At 68.4% G+C, this 20,179-nt stretch carries 13 protein-coding genes; 11 read left to right on the top strand and 2 right to left on the bottom strand.

All coding sequences use genetic code 11. The features are described from left to right. Positions 1-4: 4 nt before the first annotated feature. The 6 genes from L1087_RS01445 to L1087_RS01420 all read left to right on the top strand — a co-directional run bounded on the left by L1087_RS01445 (position 5) and on the right by L1087_RS01420 (position 12,350). Positions 5-8,086 (top strand): translocation/assembly module TamB domain-containing protein, encoded by an 8,082-nt coding sequence (locus L1087_RS01445; RefSeq protein WP_234557298.1) that lies wholly within the window; start codon positions 5-7, stop codon positions 8,084-8,086. 12 nt (positions 8,087-8,098) lie between these two features. Then, positions 8,099-9,130, top strand: coding sequence for an L-threonine 3-dehydrogenase (tdh, locus tag L1087_RS01440; RefSeq protein ID WP_234557296.1), 1,032 nt, complete (start codon positions 8,099-8,101; stop codon positions 9,128-9,130). 101 nt (positions 9,131-9,231) lie between these two features. Continuing rightward, positions 9,232-10,293 (top strand): PQQ-dependent sugar dehydrogenase, encoded by a 1,062-nt coding sequence (locus tag L1087_RS01435; protein WP_234557295.1) that lies wholly within the window; start codon positions 9,232-9,234, stop codon positions 10,291-10,293. Between the two features lie 10 nt (positions 10,294-10,303). Continuing rightward, positions 10,304-11,296 carry an S-methyl-5-thioribose-1-phosphate isomerase gene (gene mtnA, locus L1087_RS01430; RefSeq protein WP_234557293.1) on the top strand — a complete coding sequence of 331 codons (993 nt, stop codon included), beginning with the start codon at positions 10,304-10,306 and terminating at the stop codon, positions 11,294-11,296. Next, positions 11,277-11,891 (top strand): ComF family protein, encoded by a 615-nt coding sequence (locus L1087_RS01425; protein ID WP_234557292.1) that lies wholly within the window; start codon positions 11,277-11,279, stop codon positions 11,889-11,891. The genes mtnA and L1087_RS01425 overlap by 20 nt, the downstream gene beginning before the upstream one ends. 57 nt (positions 11,892-11,948) lie before the next feature. Next, on the top strand, positions 11,949-12,350 hold the full coding sequence (locus L1087_RS01420; RefSeq protein ID WP_038042875.1) for a DUF4258 domain-containing protein: 402 nt from the start codon (positions 11,949-11,951) through the stop codon (positions 12,348-12,350). A gap of 220 nt (positions 12,351-12,570) precedes the next feature. On the opposite strand, the gene L1087_RS01415 is transcribed toward L1087_RS01420, so the two are convergent. Next, on the bottom strand, positions 12,571-12,939 hold the full coding sequence (locus L1087_RS01415; protein ID WP_038042874.1) for a zinc uptake transcriptional regulator: 369 nt from the start codon (positions 12,937-12,939) through the stop codon (positions 12,571-12,573). 57 nt (positions 12,940-12,996) lie between these two features. Here L1087_RS01415 and L1087_RS01410 point away from each other — a divergent pair, with 57 nt between their 5' ends. The 5 genes from L1087_RS01410 to L1087_RS01390 all read left to right on the top strand — a co-directional run bounded on the left by L1087_RS01410 (position 12,997) and on the right by L1087_RS01390 (position 19,410). Beyond that, entirely contained in the window at positions 12,997-14,013 is a 1,017-nt protein-coding gene (locus L1087_RS01410; RefSeq protein WP_234557291.1) for a YibE/F family protein, read from the top strand. Between the two features lie 32 nt (positions 14,014-14,045). Continuing rightward, complete coding sequence (locus L1087_RS01405; protein WP_234557290.1) at positions 14,046-15,170, top strand: metallophosphoesterase family protein; 1,125 nt, start codon at positions 14,046-14,048, stop codon at positions 15,168-15,170. Beyond that, a complete protein-coding gene (locus L1087_RS01400) occupies positions 15,145-18,078 on the top strand; it encodes an AAA family ATPase (RefSeq protein ID WP_234557289.1) in 2,934 nt (977 codons plus the stop codon). Before L1087_RS01405 ends, L1087_RS01400 begins: the two co-directional genes overlap by 26 nt. Further along, on the top strand, positions 18,069-18,230 hold the full coding sequence (locus tag L1087_RS01395; RefSeq protein WP_234557288.1) for a CBS domain-containing protein: 162 nt from the start codon (positions 18,069-18,071) through the stop codon (positions 18,228-18,230). Before L1087_RS01400 ends, L1087_RS01395 begins: the two co-directional genes overlap by 10 nt. A gap of 190 nt (positions 18,231-18,420) precedes the next feature. Beyond that, a complete protein-coding gene (locus L1087_RS01390; protein WP_234557286.1) occupies positions 18,421-19,410 on the top strand; it encodes a pectinacetylesterase family protein in 990 nt (329 codons plus the stop codon). Here the strand turns inward: L1087_RS01390 and L1087_RS01385 are convergent. After that, complete coding sequence (locus L1087_RS01385; protein WP_038042869.1) at positions 19,394-20,140, bottom strand: hypothetical protein; 747 nt, start codon at positions 20,138-20,140, stop codon at positions 19,394-19,396. The two genes, L1087_RS01390 and L1087_RS01385, sit on opposite strands and share 17 nt — an antisense overlap. Positions 20,141-20,179 lie beyond the last annotated feature (39 nt).

The raw sequence follows: 20,179 nt of genomic DNA, 5'->3' as shown, positions 1-20,179 counted from the left end.
GGGGATGCGGCGGGCGCTTCTCCTCCTGCTGGGCCTGGTCCTGGCCCTTCTCCTTTTGGCTTGGCCGCCCCTTTTGCGGCTTGCCGTGGAGCGGTGGCTTGCCCTTTCGGGCTTCCAGGGGCAGGTGGGGGAGGTGCGGGGCCACCTCCTCTTCGGCCTCCGCCTGAGAGGGGTGGCCTTGAGGGGGGAGGGCGTGGCCCTCGAGGCCCAGGAGGTGCGCCTGGGCTACGACCTTCTGGGGCTTCTTCGCAGGGAACTCCCCGTGTCCTTGGTCCTTAGGGGTGCGAGGCTTAAGCCCACCTGGGAAGCCTTGATCCCGGAACGGCCTGGGCCGCCCCCCGCCATCCGGGTGGTCTTCCGGCAGCTCCGCCTGGAGGATACCCAGGTGGAGCTTCCCAAAGGGCGGAGGCTTTTCCTGCCCCCCGTGCGACTCACCTTGGCCGGGGAAGACCCCTATACCTTTATCGCCCGGCTTCCCGGGGGGAGCTTCCAAGGGGAGGCGCATGCTTTGGCCCGGGATCTTTCCGCCTGGGAGGTGCGCTATCGGGGCGAGGTGGCAGGGCTTTCCTTCTTCTACCCGGGGCTTAAGGGGGGAAGGCTTTCCGGGGTCTTCCGCCTCCTATCCTCCGGCGTGGAAGGGGAAGCCCAAGTGGAAGGAGGGGTGGTGGAGCTGGTGGGCTTCACCCTCACCCAGGTGGCGGGGCCCATCCGCCTAAGGGAGGATCGGGTGGAGGCGGAGCTAAGGGGGGTGGGCCTGGAGGGGCCTCTTTCCGCAAGGGCCGAGGTGGATCTGAAGGCGGAGCGTTACCGCTTCTCCCTCACGGGCCGGCCCCGGCTTCCCGCCCTGGCCCGGCACTACCGCCTTTCACTGCCGGTGGAGGGGGATGGGGAACTGCAGCTTGAGGGGGAGGGCTGGGACCAGGTTCGGGTGAAGGGGAGGTTTTTGGGGGAGGGGCGGTTTCTCTCCGAGCCCTTCCGCCACCGGGGAACCCTTGCCTTCGACCGGGTCTTCTCCCTGAAGGCGGAGGTGGAGGGAAGGCTTTGGGACCGCACCTACCGGCTGGGCTTTGGCCTGGAGGGGCAGGGCTACCGGGCAAGCCTCGAGGACGCTTTGGGAAGCAGGGTCTTCCTGAAGGGGGAGGGGAACCGCACGGAGGCCCAAGGCCGGCTGGCCTGGCCTAGGCCCCTGGAGGGATGGGCCCAGGTGGCCTTCCAAAGCCAGGGTAGCCGCTGGCAGGCCCGGGTGCAAAGCCCTGGGGTGCGCCTGCCCCTCTTTCCGCCTCTGGATCTCTCGGGGCAGGTGGCGGGGGAGGGGGAGCGGGTCTGGGGGCGGCTTGGCCCCCTGACCCTTTCGGGCACCTGGGGCAGCCTGGGCTGGGAGCTGGGCGCCACGCCCTTGGTGGTGGGAAGCCTCCAGGGGGGAGGCAGGCTCATCTCGGGGAGGCTGGAGGCCTCCTTGCGCTACGCCTCTCCCTACACGGCCTTCCCCTTGCGGGTGCGGCAGGAAGGGCAGGCCTTCCGCTTCCTGAGCCCCTATGGGGAAGGGGAGTACCGGGATGGGGCCTTGGCCCTGCGCCTGCGGGACCTACCCATCCGCGCCCTGGACGAGTTCCGCCTTTCCGGGCAGGCCCTTTACCGGGATGGCGGACTTTCGGGAAGGCTTGCCCTAAGGGGCCGCTACCTGCAGGCGGAGGGGGATCTGCGCCGCCTGGGGGCAGAGATCAAGGGGAGGCTTCGGACCCCACTGGGGGAGCTCCCCTTTGCCGGGGCCTATGATCCGGAGCCGGGCCTGAGGCTTAAGGCCCAGGATCTTCTCCTGCGCTACCAAAAGGGCTTAAGCCTGAAGGGACAAGCCCACCTGGGGCCCTTCTCCCTTTGGGCCGACCTGGCCTGGGACGGGGGGTTCTGGGGCCAGGCCCGGGTGGAAAGCCCGTGGGTGGCGGGGGTGCTTAAAGGGGAGGGGAGCAGGCTTTTCCTGGCGGATCTTCAGGGGTATGCCCGGGGAAGCGGGGAGGTGTACCCGGAGCTTAGCGTGGCGGGCCGGCTCACCCCTCCCTTGCCGGAGGGCCTCGAGGTGCCCCCCTTGGCCTTCCGCCTGGACCGGAAAGGCCTAGAGGTGCCCGGCGTGGGGAGGTTGGCCTTCGCCGAGGGGTACCCCTTCCGCCTGGACCTCCCCTGGAGCTACCGGGGCCTGAGGGGGAGGTTCCAGGCGGAGGGCACCCTGGAGGGGGGCCGGCTTAGCCTGTCTACCCCCTACGGCCGCCTCGAGGCCCAGGGGGCCTGGCGGGCCTTGACCGTGGAGGGGCAGGGGGAGGTACCCCTCTTGGGGAGCCTTCGGTTTTTGGGGGGAGTGGATCTTCCAGGGCTTTCCTATCGGGTCCAGGCCCGTGCGGAAAGGGTCGGATTGGGGGTGCGCCTGGAGGGAAAGGGGGCCAACCTTCGCCTGCAGGGCCAGGCTCCGGGCCTAAGGATCCTGGGGGGGTATGAGGGGGGTCTAACCCTCCTGCTCCAGGCAGAGGGTTTTGACCTTTCCCCCTGGGGGCTTGCCGCCAAGGTCAGCGGCACCTGGGGTACCCGGGGAGGGAGGCTACGGCTGGTAAGCCCCTACGGGGAGGCCCTGTTGAGCGGGGAGGGACTCCTGGCCGCCCGGGCCGAGCTTTTGGGGCCCTACCTCTGGGGGGAGGGCCAGGTCTCCCCGGAAGGGCTTTCCTTGGCGGCGTGGGGGAGTTACGAGGCCCATGGGCTGGGGGTGCGCCTGCAGGTGGAGGGAGGAGGGCCCTGGGAGGCCTTAAACCTTGGGCTTTCCGGCGAGGCTTGGCTTCCCTACCTGGGGACCTTGCCCCTTTCGGGCCGGGTGTGGACCGGGGAGGGGGGGCTTCGCTACCGGTTGCAGGGCCCTTTGTCCCTCGAGGGGGAGGGGCTTCGCTACCGGGGTAGCCTGGCCTTGCCCTTCACGGCCTGGGGCAGGGAGGGGAGGATTGCGGGGAGCTTCCAGGGCCAGGGGCTTCGGGTGGCAGGGGAAGGGGAGGGGAACCTTGCCGGCCTGCCCTTCGCCTTCCAGGGGGGATACCAGGGTAGGCCCTTCCTGGCCCTAAGGTGGGAGGGGGGGAGGGCGGAGCTAAAGGGGGAGGAGGTGCGGTTTGCCCTGGAGGAGGTGGCTCCCTTGGCCAAGGTTTTTGGCCTTCCCCTTTCGGGAAGAGCAGAGGGCAGGCTGACCCTTTCCGGCGAGGGGGAGGCTTGGGTGCGGGTGAGCTACGGAGCGGAGCCCTTGGCCCTGGACTACCGGGAAGGGATCCTCCGCCTGTTCCTGCCCCAGAGGGATGCGGGCCTGGCCTGGAATCCCCGGGAAGGGAGGCTCTGGGGCCTAGGGGGGCTTGCCGGGGAGGGCAGGCTCCGCCTGGGGCCTGGGCTCCAGGGGGTGGTGGAGGGGGGCTTCCGCTACGGCTCCCTGGAGCTTGGGCTGAAGGGCCCGTTGGAGGGCGCCGCCTTGGAGGCCCGCTACCGGCAGGAGGGGTTTGGGGAAACGGAGCTCTTGGGCCAAGTGGACCTCTTGGCCCTCAAGGGGCGGGGTAGCCTGCGCCACGCCTCGCCCTACGGGGAAGGGGAGATGGCGTGGTCCTTTGAGGGGAGCCGCTACCGTGGGGAGGGAAGGTTTAGGAGCCTCCGCTACCTGGAGCAGGAGGGCCCCTTGCGCCTCGAGGGGGAAGGAACCCGGGCGGAGCTCTCCTGGGAGGCGCCCCTGGCCTTGGGGGCCCGGTACGACGGGGCCTGGCACCTTTGGGCGCAGGGCGGGGGCGAGGTGGAGGGAGTGGCCCTTCGGGTGGATCTTTCCTGGGGCCCGGAGGGGTACCGGGGAAGGCTTTGGGCGGAGGGGCATGGGCTTCTCCTAAAGGGGGAGGGGGAAGGGCCTTTGCACCTTACCCTGGAGGGCAAGGGCCTTCCGGGGGAGGTGGTGGCGGAAGCGACCCTGGAGGACCTCTTCCTTTCCGGAAAGGCCCAATACCGCCTGGAGCTGGGCCAGGCCCAGCTGGAAGCCCAGGGCAGTTTTCAAGCGGGGTGGTCTGGGCTTCCCCGGGGTCAGCCCTTGGGCCAGTTGGAGGGCCAGGGAAGCCTCTTGGGGAAGGGGGAAGCCTTGCCCTTCCGCTTCGCCTACCGCTACCGGGGTGGGCCGCCTGGGGTGGAAGCCCTTTTCCTGGCGGGGGAGGCCGAGGGCTACCGCCTTAGGTTAGCGGAGGGGCACCTTCTTCTAGAGCTGGACCGGGACCTTACCCCCTTTGGCCTCCCCGTGCGCCTTAAGGCCCAGGCGGATGGGCCCTGGCAGGAGGCCCTTAGGGTAAGCCTGGAGCGCCCCGAGGGAAGGCTTTCCGGAAAGGCGTGGCTATGGCCCCTGCGGGCGGAGCTGGCGGGGGAGGTATTGGGGGAAAGGGTGGCGGTGGGGTACCGGGATGGGGAGGTTTTGGGGGATTTCCAGGGGCCCAGGCTCCTGGGGGAGGCCCGCTACCGGAAGGGGCTTTCCGGCCTCCTCACCCTCCGCTACCCCTTGCCTCAGGGGGGGCTCGCCGGAAGGGTGGACCTCGGGGCGGGTCTCTTCCAGCTCCAGGGGGAGGGGGCCTGGCAGGGGCGTTTGGAGGGAGGGTTCTGCCTGCCGGGGCCCTTGGGGAGGTGCCCGGGCCTCGAGGTCTGGGTTTCAGGAAGCCTGGCGTACCAGGATGTGGCCTTCCAGGGCCAGTACCGTTACCTGGCGGAAGAGGGGTACCGGGGAAGGGTCACGGGGGAGGGTAGGCTTTCCAGCCCGTATGGGGGGGTCCTGGCCCGGGGAGCGGGGCTGGGCCTGGACCTAGTGGGGGAGGGGCTTCCCCTCTCGGGGCGGTTGGACCTCGCTCCCTTCCGCCTGGCCTACCGCTACGCCGGGCCCCTGCCCCAGGGCTTGGGGGAGCTTCGGGCCGAAGGGGTGTATCCCGGGGAGTGGCTTCAGGGCCGGTACCGCTCCGGGGAGGTGGAGCTTGCCTTGGTGGGCCTTCCCGGATTCCAGGTGGAGGTTTCCGGAAAGGGGGTGTCGGGGAGGCTGGGCTCTGAGGGACTGGATCTGGTGCTTCAGGGATTTGCCTACGGTCCCCTGAGCCTTTCGGGTAAGGTAGCAGGCCCCTGGCGGGAGGTGGGGCTGGACCTTTTCCTCCAGGCCTTTGGCCGCCAGGCCCAGGCCCGGGGGCGTTACGGGGAGGAAGGGCTTTCCCTAGCCTTCCGCGGGGACCTCGAGGGGGAGGTGGCCTGGAAGGAAACCTGGCGGGGGAGGGTGGCCTTTAAGGAGGGAAGCCTGCAGCTTTCCGGAAGGGGCTTTCCCGAGCTTTCCGGAGAGGTCTTGGGGGAGAGGGTGCGTCTGGCCTGGCCCCTTCTTCAGGTGGGGGAGGTGCGCCTGGACCTGGCGGCCCGCCAGGCGGAAGGGGAGGGAAGGATCCTTAAGGCCTTGCTTCCCGGGGGGCTTGCCCTACGGGGTGAAGGGGAAAGCCTCCAGCTGGGTTACCAGGTACCTGGCCTAGGCCTGCCCCTGGAGGGAAGCCTGGACCTCAAGGAGCTTGCCTTGACCCTGACCAGCCCCCAAGGGGAGGGCGCCCTGCGCTACGCCGGGGCGAAGGTGGAGGGGACCCTGACCCTGGACCTCTTGGGGGTGACGGTGCGCTTCCAGGGCGAGGGGGACCGGGTGCGCCTATCGGGGGCGCACCCCGCCTTCCCCTGGTGGGTGGCGGGAGCGGGGAGGCTGGAGGGGGAGGTGGACCTTTTGGGAACCTACCGGCTTCTCTATCGGGCAGGGGAGCAGGTGGTGGAGCTTTCCGGGAAGCTACCCCAGGCCCACCTGGAGGCCCAGGGCCCCTACCTTTCCGGTAGCCTCTCCTATCCTCCCGCCGGGGAACTCCGGGTGGACCTTCCCCTTCCTCCCCTGGAAAGCCGCTTTCGGGGCCGGGTCTTTGGGGAGGGGTACCGGGTGGAGGGCGTTCTGGAGGGAGCGGTGGGCCGTATCCTTGCCGAGGGAAGGCTTCTTCCCCTGGAGGGTGGGCTTCGCTTGGAGCGGGCCAGCTTGGAGGACTTCTTGGGCCGTTATGCCCCCTATCTGAAGGGGGAGGTCTCCGGGGAGCTGGCCCTGAAGGGGGGGCAGGCCAAAGCCCAGCTGGAGGGGAAGGCGGAGGTGGCCGGGGTCCAGGTGCCCTTCCTCTTTGCTGGCACCGTGGGGCCAGGGCTGGTCCGAGGGGAGGGGCGGTTTGGGCAAAGCCCCTTTCGGGTGGACCTGGGGGGGGATCGCCTGGACCTTTCCGCCTCCCTCCGGGGTTTTCCCCTCCATCTCCTCCTCATGGCGGTGGCGGGGCCCTTGGAAGGGGAGGCCTACTGGACGGGGGCGGTGCGCCTAAGGCTTCCCCTTTCCCAGCCCTTGCGGGGGGAGGGGGTGCTGGTGGGGGAGGCCCTGCGCTTCGTGGGGGGGGGGGATGAGCTTAAGGGCCAGGCGGTCTTCCGCCTGGAGGGAGGCCGGATCCTGGTGGACCGGCTCCGCCTTGTGGGCCGGGGAAGCTGGGAGGGCGGAGGGTACTGGAGCCCGGAGGGCAGCGACCTTTACCTGAGCCTCAAGGACACGGTCTTCACCCCGGTGCTCCAGGTGGTGCCTCCCTTGAAGCCCTACCGGCCCGAGGGTTCGGGGAGCCTCCTCCTGAGGCTTAGGGGGGAGGGCTTCCAAGTGGAGTTCAAGGACTTCCGCTTCCGCTTGGGGCCGGTGGCGGGGTACCTGCCCCAGGGCCTCCTCTCCCTGAACGGGGGGGCCAAGGCGGAGGGGGAGCTCCTCCTTTCCGCCCCCTTCCCGGGACGGGCCCGGCTGGGCCTCGAGGGCCAGCTGGAGGACTTCCGGGTCACCGCCAAGGGGGAGGTTTCCCTTCCCGGCCTCAAGGAGGCTACCCCGGCGGAGGTGGCCTTCCGCTACCCCGGTTACGGGGTGGAGATCCACCTGGGGGAGGCCCAGGCCCAAGGAACCCTCTTCCCCTTGCGCCTTGCCGGCTACGGCCGGCTTCCCCTTTACTACCCCCAGTACTACCTCCAAGAGGGTCTTCTGGACGTGAAGAGCTTCTTCCTCTACGAGGACAAGGGCACCTACCACCTCACGGGCAACGCCGAGGTCCTGAGGGCAAGGCTGGCCCTGCCGGAGGCCCAGACGCGGCAGCTTTCCCGGGAGGGGGTGGCCTTGCAGGCCCCGGGGGAGAAGCCTGCCCCGGTGCCCCTGGTTTTCGAGGGGGTGCGGGTGTATGCGGAAAGGGGGGTTTTGGTGCAGGAAAGCCTGGCCCAGGGGGAGCTTAAGGGGGAGGTGTTCCTGGGAGGGAGCTACGCCGACCCCTACCTGTCCGGACAGGTGGAGGCCTTATGGGGTAACTTCCGCCTGTGGGATTCCCTCTTCGCCCTGGATCCCGCGGGGAGCTTCCTGCGCTTTTCCCCGGACCGGGGCATCCTGCCTCAGTTCCAACTCAAGGCCCAGGCGGAAACCCGGGGCCACAAGGTTTTCCTGGAGGCCGCGGGGGAGTTTTTGCGGGAAAACGGCCGGGTTAAGGTGCGCCTCGAGCCCCACTTCACCTCGGACCCACCCCTCACCGAACCCGAGATCTACGCCCTCCTCACCCTGGGTACCCCCGATGTTACCCGGCTAGCGGAAACCTTGCCCCAGGCGGCCCTGGGGGCCGCTTTGGAGAACCTGGTGCTGGGCCAGCTGGAGAGGGAGTTGGCCCGTTCCCTGGGTTTGGATCGATTCCAGGTGCAGCTTCCCGTGCTCCAGGGAGGGGACCTGCAGGAAACCCGTTTTTCCGTGGGCAAGTACCTGAGCCCTGAGCTCTTCTTGGGCTATGAGCTGGACCTAAGAGGGGAGCAGACCCTCAGCGCCCAGTACCGCCGGGATGGCCTGACCTTTTCCCTGGGCTCCACCTTCCTGCCAGGGGATGGCAGGCTTGCCCGCTTCACCTTCACCCTGGGGTACGACCTCACCCCGGCTTTGGGCTTGAGCTTCAGCCTCGAGGCCGCCGACACCACCCGCTTCAGCGTGGGCGCCCTTTACCGGTGGTAGCATGGCCCAGGTATGCGCGCGCTGGCCAAGCTGGCCCCGGAAGAGGGCCTGACCCTGGTGGAACGCCCCGTGCCCGAGCCGGGCCCGGGGGAGATCCTGGTGCGGGTGGAGGCGGTGAGCATCTGCGGCACCGACCTGCACATCTGGAAGTGGGATACCTGGGCCCAGGGGCGGATCCGCCCCCCCCTCATCACCGGCCACGAGTTCAGCGGGGTGGTGGAGGCTGTGGGGCCTGGGGTCAAAAGGCCCCAGGTGGGGGACCACGTGAGCCTGGAGAGCCACATCGTCTGCCACACTTGCCCCGCCTGCCGCACGGGCAACTACCACGTGTGCCTGAACACCCAGATCCTGGGGGTGGACCGGGACGGGGGCTTCGCCGAGTACGTGGTGGTGCCCGCGGAGAACGCTTGGGTGAACCCGGTGGACCTGCCCTTCGAGGTGGGGGCCATCCTGGAGCCCTTCGGCAACGCAGTACACACGGTGTACGCGGGGAGCGGGGTCTCCGGCAAAAGCGTCCTCATCACCGGGGCCGGGCCCATCGGCCTCATGGCGGCCATGGTGGCCCGGGCCAGCGGCGCGGGCCCCATCCTCATCTCCGACCCCAACCCCTACCGCCTGGCCTTCGCCAAACCCTACGCCGACCGGCTCATCAACCCCCGGGAGGAGGACGTGCTCGCGGTGGTGCGGGAGGTCACGGGGAGCGGGGTAGAGGTGCTTTTGGAGTTTTCCGGTAACGAGACGGCCATCCACCAGGGCCTTCAGGCCCTCATCCCTGGGGGGGAGGCGAGGATTTTGGGCATTCCCTCGGACCCCATTCGCTTTGACCTGGCGGGGGAGCTGGTCATGCGGGGGATCACCGCCTACGGCATCGCGGGCCGGAGGCTTTGGCAGACCTGGATGCAGGGCACCGCCCTGGTCTACTCGGGCCGGGTGGACCTGAGGCCCCTCATTACCCACCGCTTCCCCATGAGCCGCTACCAGGAGGCTTTCGCCCTCCTTGCCTCCGGCCAGGGGGTGAAGGTGATCCTGGACCCCAGGGCCTAACGCCGCTTGGGCACCCTCGGGCCCCGCCAGGGGCCCGAATGTGCTTTCCATTCCGGGAAGAAGCCTGGAGCTGGGGTAGCCTGGGGGGCAAGGGGGAAAGGATGCTCACGCGGAGGCGGGTGCTGGCGGGGCTCTTGGGCTTGGGGCTTGCCCAGGGGCAGGGCCTTAGGGCGGAGGAGGTGGTGGGGGGCCTCGAGGTGCCCTGGGCCCTGGCCTTCCTGCCCGATGGCGGCTTTTTGGTTTCCGAGCGGCCTGGGCGCATCCGCCTGGTGCGGGGGGGAAGGGCTTCCCTTTATGCGGAGCTTTCCGTCTACGCCCGGGGGGAGTCGGGGCTTCTGGGCATTGCCCTCCATCCCCGCTTCCCCCAGGAGCCCTACCTCTACGCCTACCGCACCGTGGAGGAAGGGGGCCTCCGGAACCAGGTGGTGCGCCTAAGGCACCAGGGGGAAAGGGGCGTTCTGGACCGGGTGGTCCTGGACGGCATCCCCGCCCGCGCCCACGGCCTGCACTCCGGGGGGCGCATCGCCTTCGGCCCCGACGGCATGCTCTACGTGACCACGGGGGAGGTGTACGAGCGGGAGCTGGCCCAAGACCTCGCCTCCTTAGGGGGGAAGATCCTCCGGATCACCCCCGAAGGGGCCCCAGCCCCCGGGAACCCCTTCCTGGGGCGGTCCGGCGCCCGGCCCGAGATCTACAGCTACGGCCACCGCAACCCCCAGGGCCTGGCTTGGCACCCGGAAACGGGGGAGCTATTTTCCAGCGAGCACGGGCCGAGCGGGGAGCAGGGCTTCGGCCACGACGAGGTGAACCTCATCCTGCCTGGGGGGAACTACGGCTGGCCCAGGGTGGTGGGCCGGGGGAACGACCCCCGCTACCAAGACCCCCTCTACCTCTGGCCCCAGGGCTTCCCCCCGGGAAACCTGGCCTTTTGGCGGGGGGCGCTTTATGTGGCGGGCCTGAGGGGCGAGGCTCTTTTGCGCCTGGTCCTCGAGGGGGGAAAGGGCCGCTGGCGGGTGGTGCGGGTGGAAACCGCCCTTTCGGGCTATGGCCGCCTGAGGGAGGTGCAGCTGGGCCCGGACGGGGCCCTTTGGGTCACCACCTCCAACCGGGACGGGCGCGGCCTGGTGCGCCCCAATGACGACAAGGTCCTCCGCCTCCGGTAAGCTTGTGGCCGTGGAGCGCGTCCTGCCCTTCCGCTTTGACGAAAAGGAGGGAGTGTTCTGGCTCCTGGACCAGAGAAAGCTCCCTTTGGAGGAAGTTTGGGTGCCGGTGCGCACCGCAAGGGAGATGGCCGAGGCCATAAGGGCCATGGTGGTGCGGGGGGCCCCGGCCATTGGGGTCTCCGCTGCCTATGGCATGGTGCTGGCCCATCTGAGCGGGGAGGACCCTGAGGAGTCGGACCGCCTTCTAAGGCAGAGCCGGCCCACGGCGGTGAACCTCTTCCATGCCCTGGACCGCATGCGGGCCCACTGGGGGAACCTGGAGGGGAGCCTGGAGGAGGCCTGGGCCCTTTGGCGGGAGGTGGAGGCCACGGAAAGGGCCATCAGCCTCCATGGGGCCAAGGTGCTAAGGGGCCAGGTCCTCACCCACTGCAACACCGGCCCCCTGGCCACCGGGGGGTACGGCACCGCCTTGGGGGCCATCGTGGAGGCCCACCGCCAGGGGCGGGTGGCCCACGTCTGGGTGGACGAGACCAGGCCCTACCTGCAGGGGGCCCGCCTCACCGCCTACGAGCTAAAGAAGGCGGGGGTTCCCGCCACCCTCATCACCGACAACATGGCGGGCTTCCTCATGGCCCAGGGCCGGGTGGATGCGGTCATCGTGGGGGTGGACCGCATGGCCTTAAACGGGGACTTTGCCAACAAGATCGGCACCTATACCCTGGCGGTTCTCGCCCACCACCACGGGATTCCCTTCTATGCCGCCCTACCCCTTTCCTCCGTGGACCCAAGCCTGGAAAGCGGGCAAGGGATCCCCATAGAGGAACGTTCCCCCGAGGAGGTCTTGGAGCTAAGGGGGGTGCGCATCGCCCCCATGGGGGTAGCCGCCTACCACCCCGCCTTTGACCTCACCCCCCACCGTTACCTGACGGGCATCATCACGGAGAAGGGGGTCCTCTATCCCCCGTTTGCCGAGGCCTTACGGGATGCTTTGGGGATTGCTTGAGGGCCTATTGGGGCACACCTGTCCCGGGTGTGGGAATCGGTTGGACGCACCCCTTCTCTGCCGGGGGTGCCGCCAAGGCCTAAGGGCCTTTGCCGCCGGGGAGATGGTGTACCTGGGCCTTTACGGCCGGGTGGGGGGAGTGGTACGGGCTTTGAAGTACGGCAAGCGGTTCGGCCTTGCCCCCCTTCTGGCCGAGCCCTTGGCGGAGGCGGTCTCAGCTCAGGGTTGGCGGCTTGCCGGGGTTACCGCCGTCCCCACCCTGCTTCCCCGGTTGGCGGTTAGGGGCTACAATCCCCCTGAGCTTTTGGGCCGGGCCGTGGCGGCCCGCCTGGGGGTTCCTTACCTCAGGGTCCTGCGCCGAGAGCGCTACACGCCGAGCCAGCCCAGCCGGGGCCGGGCCCGGCGGCACCTGCCCCAGGACCTTTTTGCTCCCGTGCTGCGGGTGGAGGGAGGCTGGCTTCTCGTGGACGATGTGCTCACCAGCGGGGCCACCTTCTTGAGGGCCAAGGAAGCCCTCCTTAGGGCGGGGGCGGGCCGGGTGTACGGGGCCTTCCTGGCGGTGCGGGACCCTGGGGCCCTGGGTCCTTACCGCTAAAGCCCACACTTCTCCCTGCCCTTGGTCCTAGACTGGGGCAAAGGGGGGTGGGTATGCGTGAGGAAGCTGCGTAGGTTAGCCGACCTTCTCCCCCACCTCCGGGAAGGCCGCTACCGCCTGGGGCCCCACGTGGCCAAGCACATGCTTCAGGAGGGCTTTACCGAGTTGGATGTCCTCAGGGCGCTGGAGTGGGGTCGGGAGCTGGCCATCTACCCTGAGGACCAACGGATGTTGGTCCTGGGCTACATGGTCTTTCCTCCCCGGTTGAAGCTCCCCCTGCACGTGGTCCTGGAGTACGCCACACCGAGGCACGTGGACATCGTGACCGCCTTCATCCCCAAGGAGCCTTACCGGGTCTACTCCCGGGCCCGGCTGGCGGCCATCGTGCGCTTTGACGGGGCCCTCGAGGAGGTCCGCTGGAGCGCACCTTGGCATCTGTACCCCGCCTGGGAGCGGTAGGCCTTCGGTGGGGGTTCGCAAGAACCGAGTGCCGATGCACGGAGGTTGCCGCGATAGGCGGGGGAGGAGGGCGATGCCCAAGGACTTTCTGGCTGGAGTCCCCGGGGTGGCGCAGGCCACGGCGGGGTACTTATCCGGCCTGAGGGCGGTGCTCCTGGGGATGGGTCCCGTGGGGGGAGGGTCCTGCCCCACGGGGGGTTGGGGTTTGGGGACGCCCTCCCTAGGCGCATTCCGGGCAGCGGCCGAAGACCGTGACCTCGTGCCCCTCGGCCTGGAAGCCGGGGGGGAGGTGGCCTTCCAGGGCCAGGTCGCAACCGGAAAGCTCAAAGACCCTGCCGCAGAGGCGGCAGAGGAAGTGGTGGTGATGCTCCCGGCCCGCGGGCTCGTAGCGGGAGGGTTCGCCGGGAAGGGCCACCGGGGTGAGAAAGCCTTCCTCCACCAGGCCCTTCAGGGTGCGGTACACGGTGGCCAGGCCCAGGGAGGGCACCTTCTTCCGGGCGAGTTCCAGGACCTCCTGGGGGGAAAGGGGGCGGCCCGCCTCCAAAAAGGCCTCCCGGATGGCCCGCCGTTGCCTTGTGGAGCGCTCCATGCCCCCAGGATAGCAACTTGAGAAGAAGTTTTCATCCGGGATGTGTAGAGTAGCCATATGCGCCTTTGGATATGGTTCGGCCTCCTTCTCCTCCCCGCTCTGGCCCAGGGGGAGGGGAGGTACCTGGTGGGAAGGATCCTGGCCCTCGAGGCCAACCGGGGTGTGGCCTTGGTGGAGGTGGGGGATAGGAGGCTGGAGGCCCTTCTGCCCGTGGACGGGGGCCGGTACCGCGTGGGCCAACGGGTGGTCCTCTACCAAGAGGGCGGCAGGACCTATGTCACCGAGCCCGACCGCATCCCCTGGCTCCTAGGCCTTCTGGGCCTTTTCGCCCTATCAGCCGCCCTCCTGGGCCGGGGCAAGGGGGTAAGGGGCCTTTTGGGCACCTTCCTGAGCCTTCTGGTGGTGGTCTACTTCGTGGTTCCCCGGGTGGCCGCGGGGGGGAATCCCCTTCTCTTCGCCTTCTTGGGAAGCGTGGGGGTGCTTCTTCTCACCGTCTACCTGGTCCACGGGGTAAACCGCAAGACCACCGCGGCCCTCTTGGGCACCCTGGCCTCGGTGGCCTTCGTCCTGTTCCTGGCGCTCTTCTTCACCCGGGGCATGGGGTTTACGGGCCTGGCCTCGGAGGAGGCCCTGCTCCTCCGGCAGTGGGGGGGTGTGGACCTCCTCTCCCTCTTTCTGGCGGGGGTGGTGGTGGGCACCCTGGGGGCCTTGACCGATGTGAGCGTGACCCAGGCGGCGGTGGTCCAGGCCCTGGCCCACGCCAACCCCCGCTTTGGCCTTGGGGAGCTCTACCGCCGGGGGATGGAGGTGGGCTACGACCACATCGGCAGCCTGGTGAACACCCTGGTCCTGGCCTACGCCGCGGGCTCCTTGCCCCTTTTCCTCCTCCTCACCAAGGACCCCACCCCCTTGCGCTTCCTCCTCAACACCGAGCCCTTTGCCGCCGAGATCGCCTCCATGGTGCTGGGCTCCTTGGGGCTTTTATTGGCGGTACCCCTCACCACCCTGATGGCGGCCTGGTTCTTCCGGGGGGGAAGGGGCAGGCCTCCTGAGGGCCATGGCCATCCCCACTAGGTGGGGAGCTGGCGGCTGGCATAATGGGAGCCGTGCGCTTATTGCACACCGCGGACTGGCATCTGGGCAAGGTATTAAAGGGCGTGGACCGCACCCCCGAGATCGGGGAAGCGTTGAAAACCCTCCTGGAGATGGTGGCCAAGGAGGGGGTAGACCTGGTGGTGGTTTCCGGGGACCTCTTTGACCGCCCCCAGGTTTCCGCCGAGGCCGAGGCCATGGCGGTGGAGTTTTTCCTGCGCCTTAGGGAGCTTGGGGTTCCCGCCTTGGTCATCGCCGGCAACCACGACCCCAAGGAGCGCCTCGAGGCCCTTGCCCCCCTCTTCGCCCTGGCGGGGGCGGCGGTGCGGGGAAGGCCCCTTTTCCGGGAGGAGGGGGGGGTGGTGGAGGTGGGAGGGCTCAGGGCGGCCCTTCTCCCCTTTGTATCCGAGCGCATCCTGGTGAAAAAGGTTCTGCAGGAGGCCGAGGAGCGCCACCGCACCTACGCGGAGGCCATGCGGCGGATCCTCGCCAACCTGGAAAGCCCCCTTATGCTGGGGCACTTTGCCCTGGAGGGGGTCCGTCCCGGGGCGGGGGAGTTCGTCTTCCACCTCACGGGAAGCTACGCCGTACCCCCTTCCACCCTGCCCCTGGGGGCCCGCTACGTGGCCTTGGGCCACATCCACCGCCAGCAGCAGGTATCCGAGGCCCCCGTGGCCTGGTATGCGGGAAGCCTCATCCAGCTGGACTTCGGTGAGGGAGAGGAGGCGGAGCGGGGAGCCTTGCTGGTGGAGGTGCCGGAGAGGGGGCCCGTCCGGGTCCACCCCATAAGGGAGCGCTGGGGCAAGCCCCTTAAAACCCTCCGCCTGAAGCCCGAGGAGCTGGACGGCAGGCTTTCCGAGCTGGAGCACTTTCCCGGGTACCTCAGGGTGGTGGTGGAGGGCCGGCTTTCCCCGGCGGTGAAGGAGAGGCTCTTCCAGGGGCTCCCCCATCTCCTGGCGGTGGAAACCACGGGAGGGCCTGAGGACGGGGGGAATGGGACCTTGGCCCCAGAGCTGGGTCTGGTGGAGGCCTACGAACGCTACCTGAAGGAACGGGGGCGGGAGGAGGAAGGGCTTCTGGAGCGGTTTAACCAGGTGCTTAAGGAGGTGGAGCTTGAGGCCCTTGCGCCTGGAGCTTGAGGGGTTTGGCCCCTACCGGGAGCGGCAGGGGGTGGACTTCTCCGATGTGGAGCTTTTCGCCATCACCGGGCCCACGGGCAGTGGGAAGAGCACCCTCCTGGACGCCATGGCCTTTGCCCTCTATGGGGTGGTGCCCCGGGTGGGGCGGAATGTGGCCAGCCTGGTCCACCCGGGGGCCAGCGAGGCCCGGGTGCGCCTCACCTTCCAGGTGGGGGGAAGGGTCTACAGGGTGGAGCGGGTGCGGGGGAAGCGGAGCGAGGGGCGGCTTTTTGAGCTAAGCCCGGTGGGAGAGCGGCTTCTACCCTTGGAGACCCTGGACGCCTTGAACCGGGCCTTGGAGGAGCTTTTGGGCCTCACCTACGAGGCCTTCACCCGGGCCCTCCTCCTTCCCCAGGGGGAGTTTGACCGCTTCCTTAAGGGAGAGGCCAAGGAGAGGCGCAGGATTCTCCTGGACCTCTTTGAGCTTACCCGGCTGGAAAGGGCCCGGGAAAAGGCGGCTTCCCGCAGGGCGGCCCTCCTGGAGGAGAAGGGCCGGCTGGAGGGGGAACTTGCGGGGCTTCTCGGGGTGACCCTCGAGGCCAAGGAGGAGTTGGAAAGGGCCCTGGCGGGCCTGACCCGGGAGATCGCCCGCCTTCAGGGAGAGAAAAAGCGCCTGGAGGAGGGGATTGCGGAGCTCAAGGGCCTTCAGGCGCTTCTCCTTCGCAAGGGAGAGCTGGAAGGCCGTCTGGGCCGCCTGGAGGCCGAGGCTTCCCGCATGGCGGAGGTGGAGGAAAGGCTCAAGAAGGCCTTGGAGGCGGAGGTTGCCCTGCCTCTGTGGCAGGACTTGAGAAGGAAGGAGGAAGCCCTGGCGGCCACGGAGAGGGAGCTCCAAAGGGTGCGCGCCCGGCTTGTCCAGCTGGAAGGGGACCGCCGGGCCCTGGCCTTTGACCCCGAGGCCCTGAAGGAAGCGCAGAGGGCCCTTCTGCAGGCGGAGGGGCTAAGGGCCCTCGAGGCCCTTTGGCGGCGGGTGGGAGTGAAGGAGCACCTGGCTCCCAGGCTGGGCCTGGCTCCCGAGGCCTACGCGGAGGCCTTGGAATCCCTCCTCCAGGAGGAGGCCTATTTGGCGGAGAAGGAGCGAGAGCTATCCCGTACGGTGGAGGTGCAGGGGCGGTTAAGGGAAAAGGAAGAAGCCCTGAAGCGGGTTAGGGAGGCCCTGGCGGCCTTGGTGGAGGAGGGAGGGCGGGCCCGAGCCCAGGTGGAGGCCCTGGAGAGGGCGCTTAAGGGTGCGGAAGCCCACCGGCTTCAGCAGGAGCTGGAGGAGATCGGGAGGCAACGGGGGCTTTTGCAGGCGGAAAAGGAGCGCCTAGAGTCGGAACTCGCCCACCTGGCCCGGGAGGAGCGGCGGCTTGGGCTCCTGGCCTATCGCGACCTTTTGCGCCCGGGGGAGCCCTGCCCCCTTTGCGGCAGCGTGGTCCACGGCCTCCCCCTGGCGTTGGAGGGACACGGGGCTATCGCCCTTAGGGAAAGGCGGGAGGAGGCGGAGAAGGCCTTGCGGGAGGTCCTGACCCGGCTTGGGGCCGTGGCGGAGGAGGAAAGGGCCAAACGTGAGGCCCTGGAGACCCTGGGTGTGGAGCCCATCCCTGGGGATCCCAAGGAGCTGGAGGGGAAGCTGCAGGAGGCGCAGGCGAGGCTTCAGGAGCTTAGGGAAAAGTACCGGGAGAAACAGGGAGAGGCCAGGGCCCTCGAGGAGGAGGTGAAGCGGCTTTCCCAGGAGAAGGAGCGTTTGCACCAGGGGTTTTCCCGCCTGGAGGAGGAGGCGGAAATCGCCTGGGAAAAGACCCGGGAAGCCCTGGCCTCCCTGCGCCGGGAGAAGGAGGCCCTGGCGGCCGGGCTTTACCGCCTGCTTTGGGAGAGGACGGGAGGCAGGCCGGTGCCGGAGCACATCGCGGCCCTTTCCCGGAGGGTGGAGGAGCTGGAGAAAAAGGAAAAGCAGGACCGCGATCTCGCCCGGGCCTGGGAGGAGGCCTCCCGGATCCTGGCGGGGCTTTTGGCCCAGGAGGAGGAGCAGCGAAAGGCCTTGGAGGAGGCCAAGGGCCGGGTGGTGGACCTGATGCCCGAGGAGGAGGCCAAGGTTCTTTACCTTCCCCCCAAGGAGCGGGAGGCCCTGGCGGAGAGGATCCGGGCCCACCGGGAGGAGCTTGCCCAGGTGGAAGCCCTCCTGGAGGAGGTGGAACGGGAGGCCAGGGCTCGCTTTCCTGGTTCCCTTCCCCCTTTTGCGGAAGTGGAGGCCCGCTTGCGCCGGGAAGAGGAAAGGCTTTCTGAGGTGCAGGGGAGCCTCGAGGCCAGGATGGGAGAAAAGGCCGTTTTGGAGGAGCGGCTTAAGGAGATGGGGGAAAGGATAAAGCGCCGCCGGGAGATGGAAGCCCGCCTGGCGGAGGTGGTGCGGGAGATGGACCTCTGGGAGAAGCTGGCCTTTGACCTCCAGCAGAATAACTTCCCCGCCTACCTCCTGGGCCTTAGGCAGAGGAACCTGGTGGAGCGGGCGGATGAGCTCATGGCTACCCTTTCCGCCGGGCGCTACCGCCTGCGCTCCAAGGAGGACGAGTACCAGGTCCTGGACCTCTGGACCGAGGCGGTGCGCCCGGTTAAGACCCTTTCCGGGGGGGAAAGCTTCCTGGCTAGCCTCTCCTTAGCCCTGGCCCTCTCCGAGGAGCTTTCCCGGGGGCGGCTTGGGGCTTTGTTTTTGGACGAGGGCTTCGGCACCCTGGACCCGGAGACCCTGGAGGTGGTGGCGGGGGTGCTGGAGGCCCTTCCCACCCGGGGGCGGTTGGTGGGCATCGTCACCCACGTGGAGGCTTTGGCGGAAAGGCTTCCCGCCAAGCTCGTGGTGCGCAAGCATCCCTCGGGGAGCCGGGTGGAGTGGGCTTAGAGCTGCCGGTGATCACGGTAAACCCCGACCTGGGTGTGGAGTATGTGGCCCGGCTCTTCGCCAACACCGGCATCCGTCGGGCTCCCGTGATCCAGGGCGAGGTGATCGGGATCGTTTCCGTGACGGATATCCTACGCAAGGCGGTGTTCTAAGCACCCACACGCAAAGGTTGCCCCATCGGCTAAAGCTGAAGGGGCGTGCCTATGGTCTCTTTGGGGCCCCCGTCGTGGCGCAAGCCACGACGGGGTACTTAGAGGGGGTTTCGCCCCTGGGGCAGCCGGGAGGGCTGCCCTTTCTTGACCTGGTTTAAGATCCCTTATACACTGCAGGCGGAGGTGAACAATGCGGCGGTTGCTCGCCCTGCTTTTACTTCTGGGTTTGGCCCTGGCCCAGGGCCTCGAGGCCCTCTGGAAGGCGGTGGAGGTTCCAGGAGGCGTGTGTGCCGACGGCTCCCCCTACCGCTTCTACGTGGGCCCGGGGGACCCCAGGAAGGTGGTGATCGACTTCCAGGGGGGTGGGGCCTGCTGGGACGCCGCCACCTGCGGCCCGCAAAGCCAGACCTACCGCAAGCGGGTGGATGTTCAAGAGCTCCTCTTGGCCCAGGGCATCTACAACCGCCTGAGCGTGGCCAACCCCTTCCACGGTTGGACCCATGTCTTTGTGCCCTACTGCACGGGGGATCTCCACGTGGGCCGGGCCACGGTGGACTACGGGGGCTTCAAGGTCCACCACCAGGGGGCCAGGAACGCCCTGGCGGCCTTGGAGTACGTCTTCCGCAACCACACCAATCCCGAGCGGGTCTTCGTGACCGGGTGCTCCGCCGGGGCCTACGGGGCGGTCTTCTGGGCGGACAAGGTGCTCGCCACCTACAAAAACGCCCAGGTGGCCGTCTGCGGGGACGCCGGGGTGGGGGTGCGCACCCCGGACTTCCCTGGCTTCAGGGTTTGGAACCCGCGCCTGCCTGAGCTTCCTGGCCTTTCCCAAAACCCAGAGGTGGCCGAGATCTACCTGGTCCTGGCCAAAGCCTTCCCTAAGGCCCGTATCGCCCAGTACACCACCCTCCTGGACGGCACCCAGATCTTCTTCTACGGCCTCATGAAGGGGGAGCGGGCCCCCTCTGAGGCCACCGCCCGGGAGTGGGCCGAAGGGGCCATGAGGGCGGTCCTAGCCCCGGCCCAGGCGGAAAACTACGCCTTCTACCTGGCCCCAGGGGGCCAGCACTGCATCCTGCCCCGGCCGGAGCTCTACACCTTGAAGGTGGGGGAGGTGTCCTTCCTGGAGTGGCTTAGGGCCCTGGCGGAGGGGAGGGCAGCCCCTAGGGTGCGTCCTTGAGGCCGAAGGCGGCGAACCAGGCCCTGAGCTCAGGGAAGAGTTCCAGCAGGATCCTGTGCCCCTTTTTCCGGTCCAGGGGGGCGGCCTGAAGGAAGGCCAAGAGAAGGCCGTCCCCTTTCCTTTCCAGGATTTCCTGGGACTTCAGCGTGAACTGGGCCTGGAACCAGAGGGCGCTTTGCAGGTTCCCCCGCCTCCTCTCGTAGGCGGAAAGGCTTCGCCTTTCCGGTTCCAAGCGGCTTAGGTAGCGGCTAAAGGCCAGGAGGGGCTCCGCCAGGTCCGGCCTGGCCTTAGCCAGGCCCAGGAGGAAAAGGTAGTTGGCGAGGAACTCGTCCAGCCACCTCACCCCCGTCCTGAGGCGCCAGGCTACCTGGAGGGCGTGGGCGTACTCGTGGCCCAGGTTCAGGTCCAAGAAGGCGGGGATTTCCAGGGGAGGGGGCCCCAGGGGAAGCAGGGCCTCGCGGAAGCGTTGGAGGAGCCTTTCGGGGTAGGTGAGGGGAGCGAAGAGGGAAAGCCTTCCCCCCTCGCTTCGCTGGAAGGCCAGGCCGTAGGGGTAGGGGAGGAGGGCCCGCCAGTCCCTTTCAGAAAGGACGTAAAGGGTCACGGGGGGTACCGGGGCATAAGGGGTGTAGGCCTCCCGCAGCTCCAGAAGGTAGCTTCGGAGGCTTTCGGCCCTAAGGACTCCCCCCTCGGAGGCGAAGGCGGGGATATGGGGATGGGGCAGGGCCTTCATCCCTCACCTCTTGGCGAGGATTTGCCCAGGCCCCGCCAT

Source organism: Thermus tengchongensis, assembly GCF_021462405.1.
Lineage (GTDB): Bacteria > Deinococcota > Deinococci > Deinococcales > Thermaceae > Thermus > Thermus tengchongensis.
Note: the sequence above shows the minus strand (reverse complement) of the source record. Positions and strands in the feature narration are given on the sequence as shown.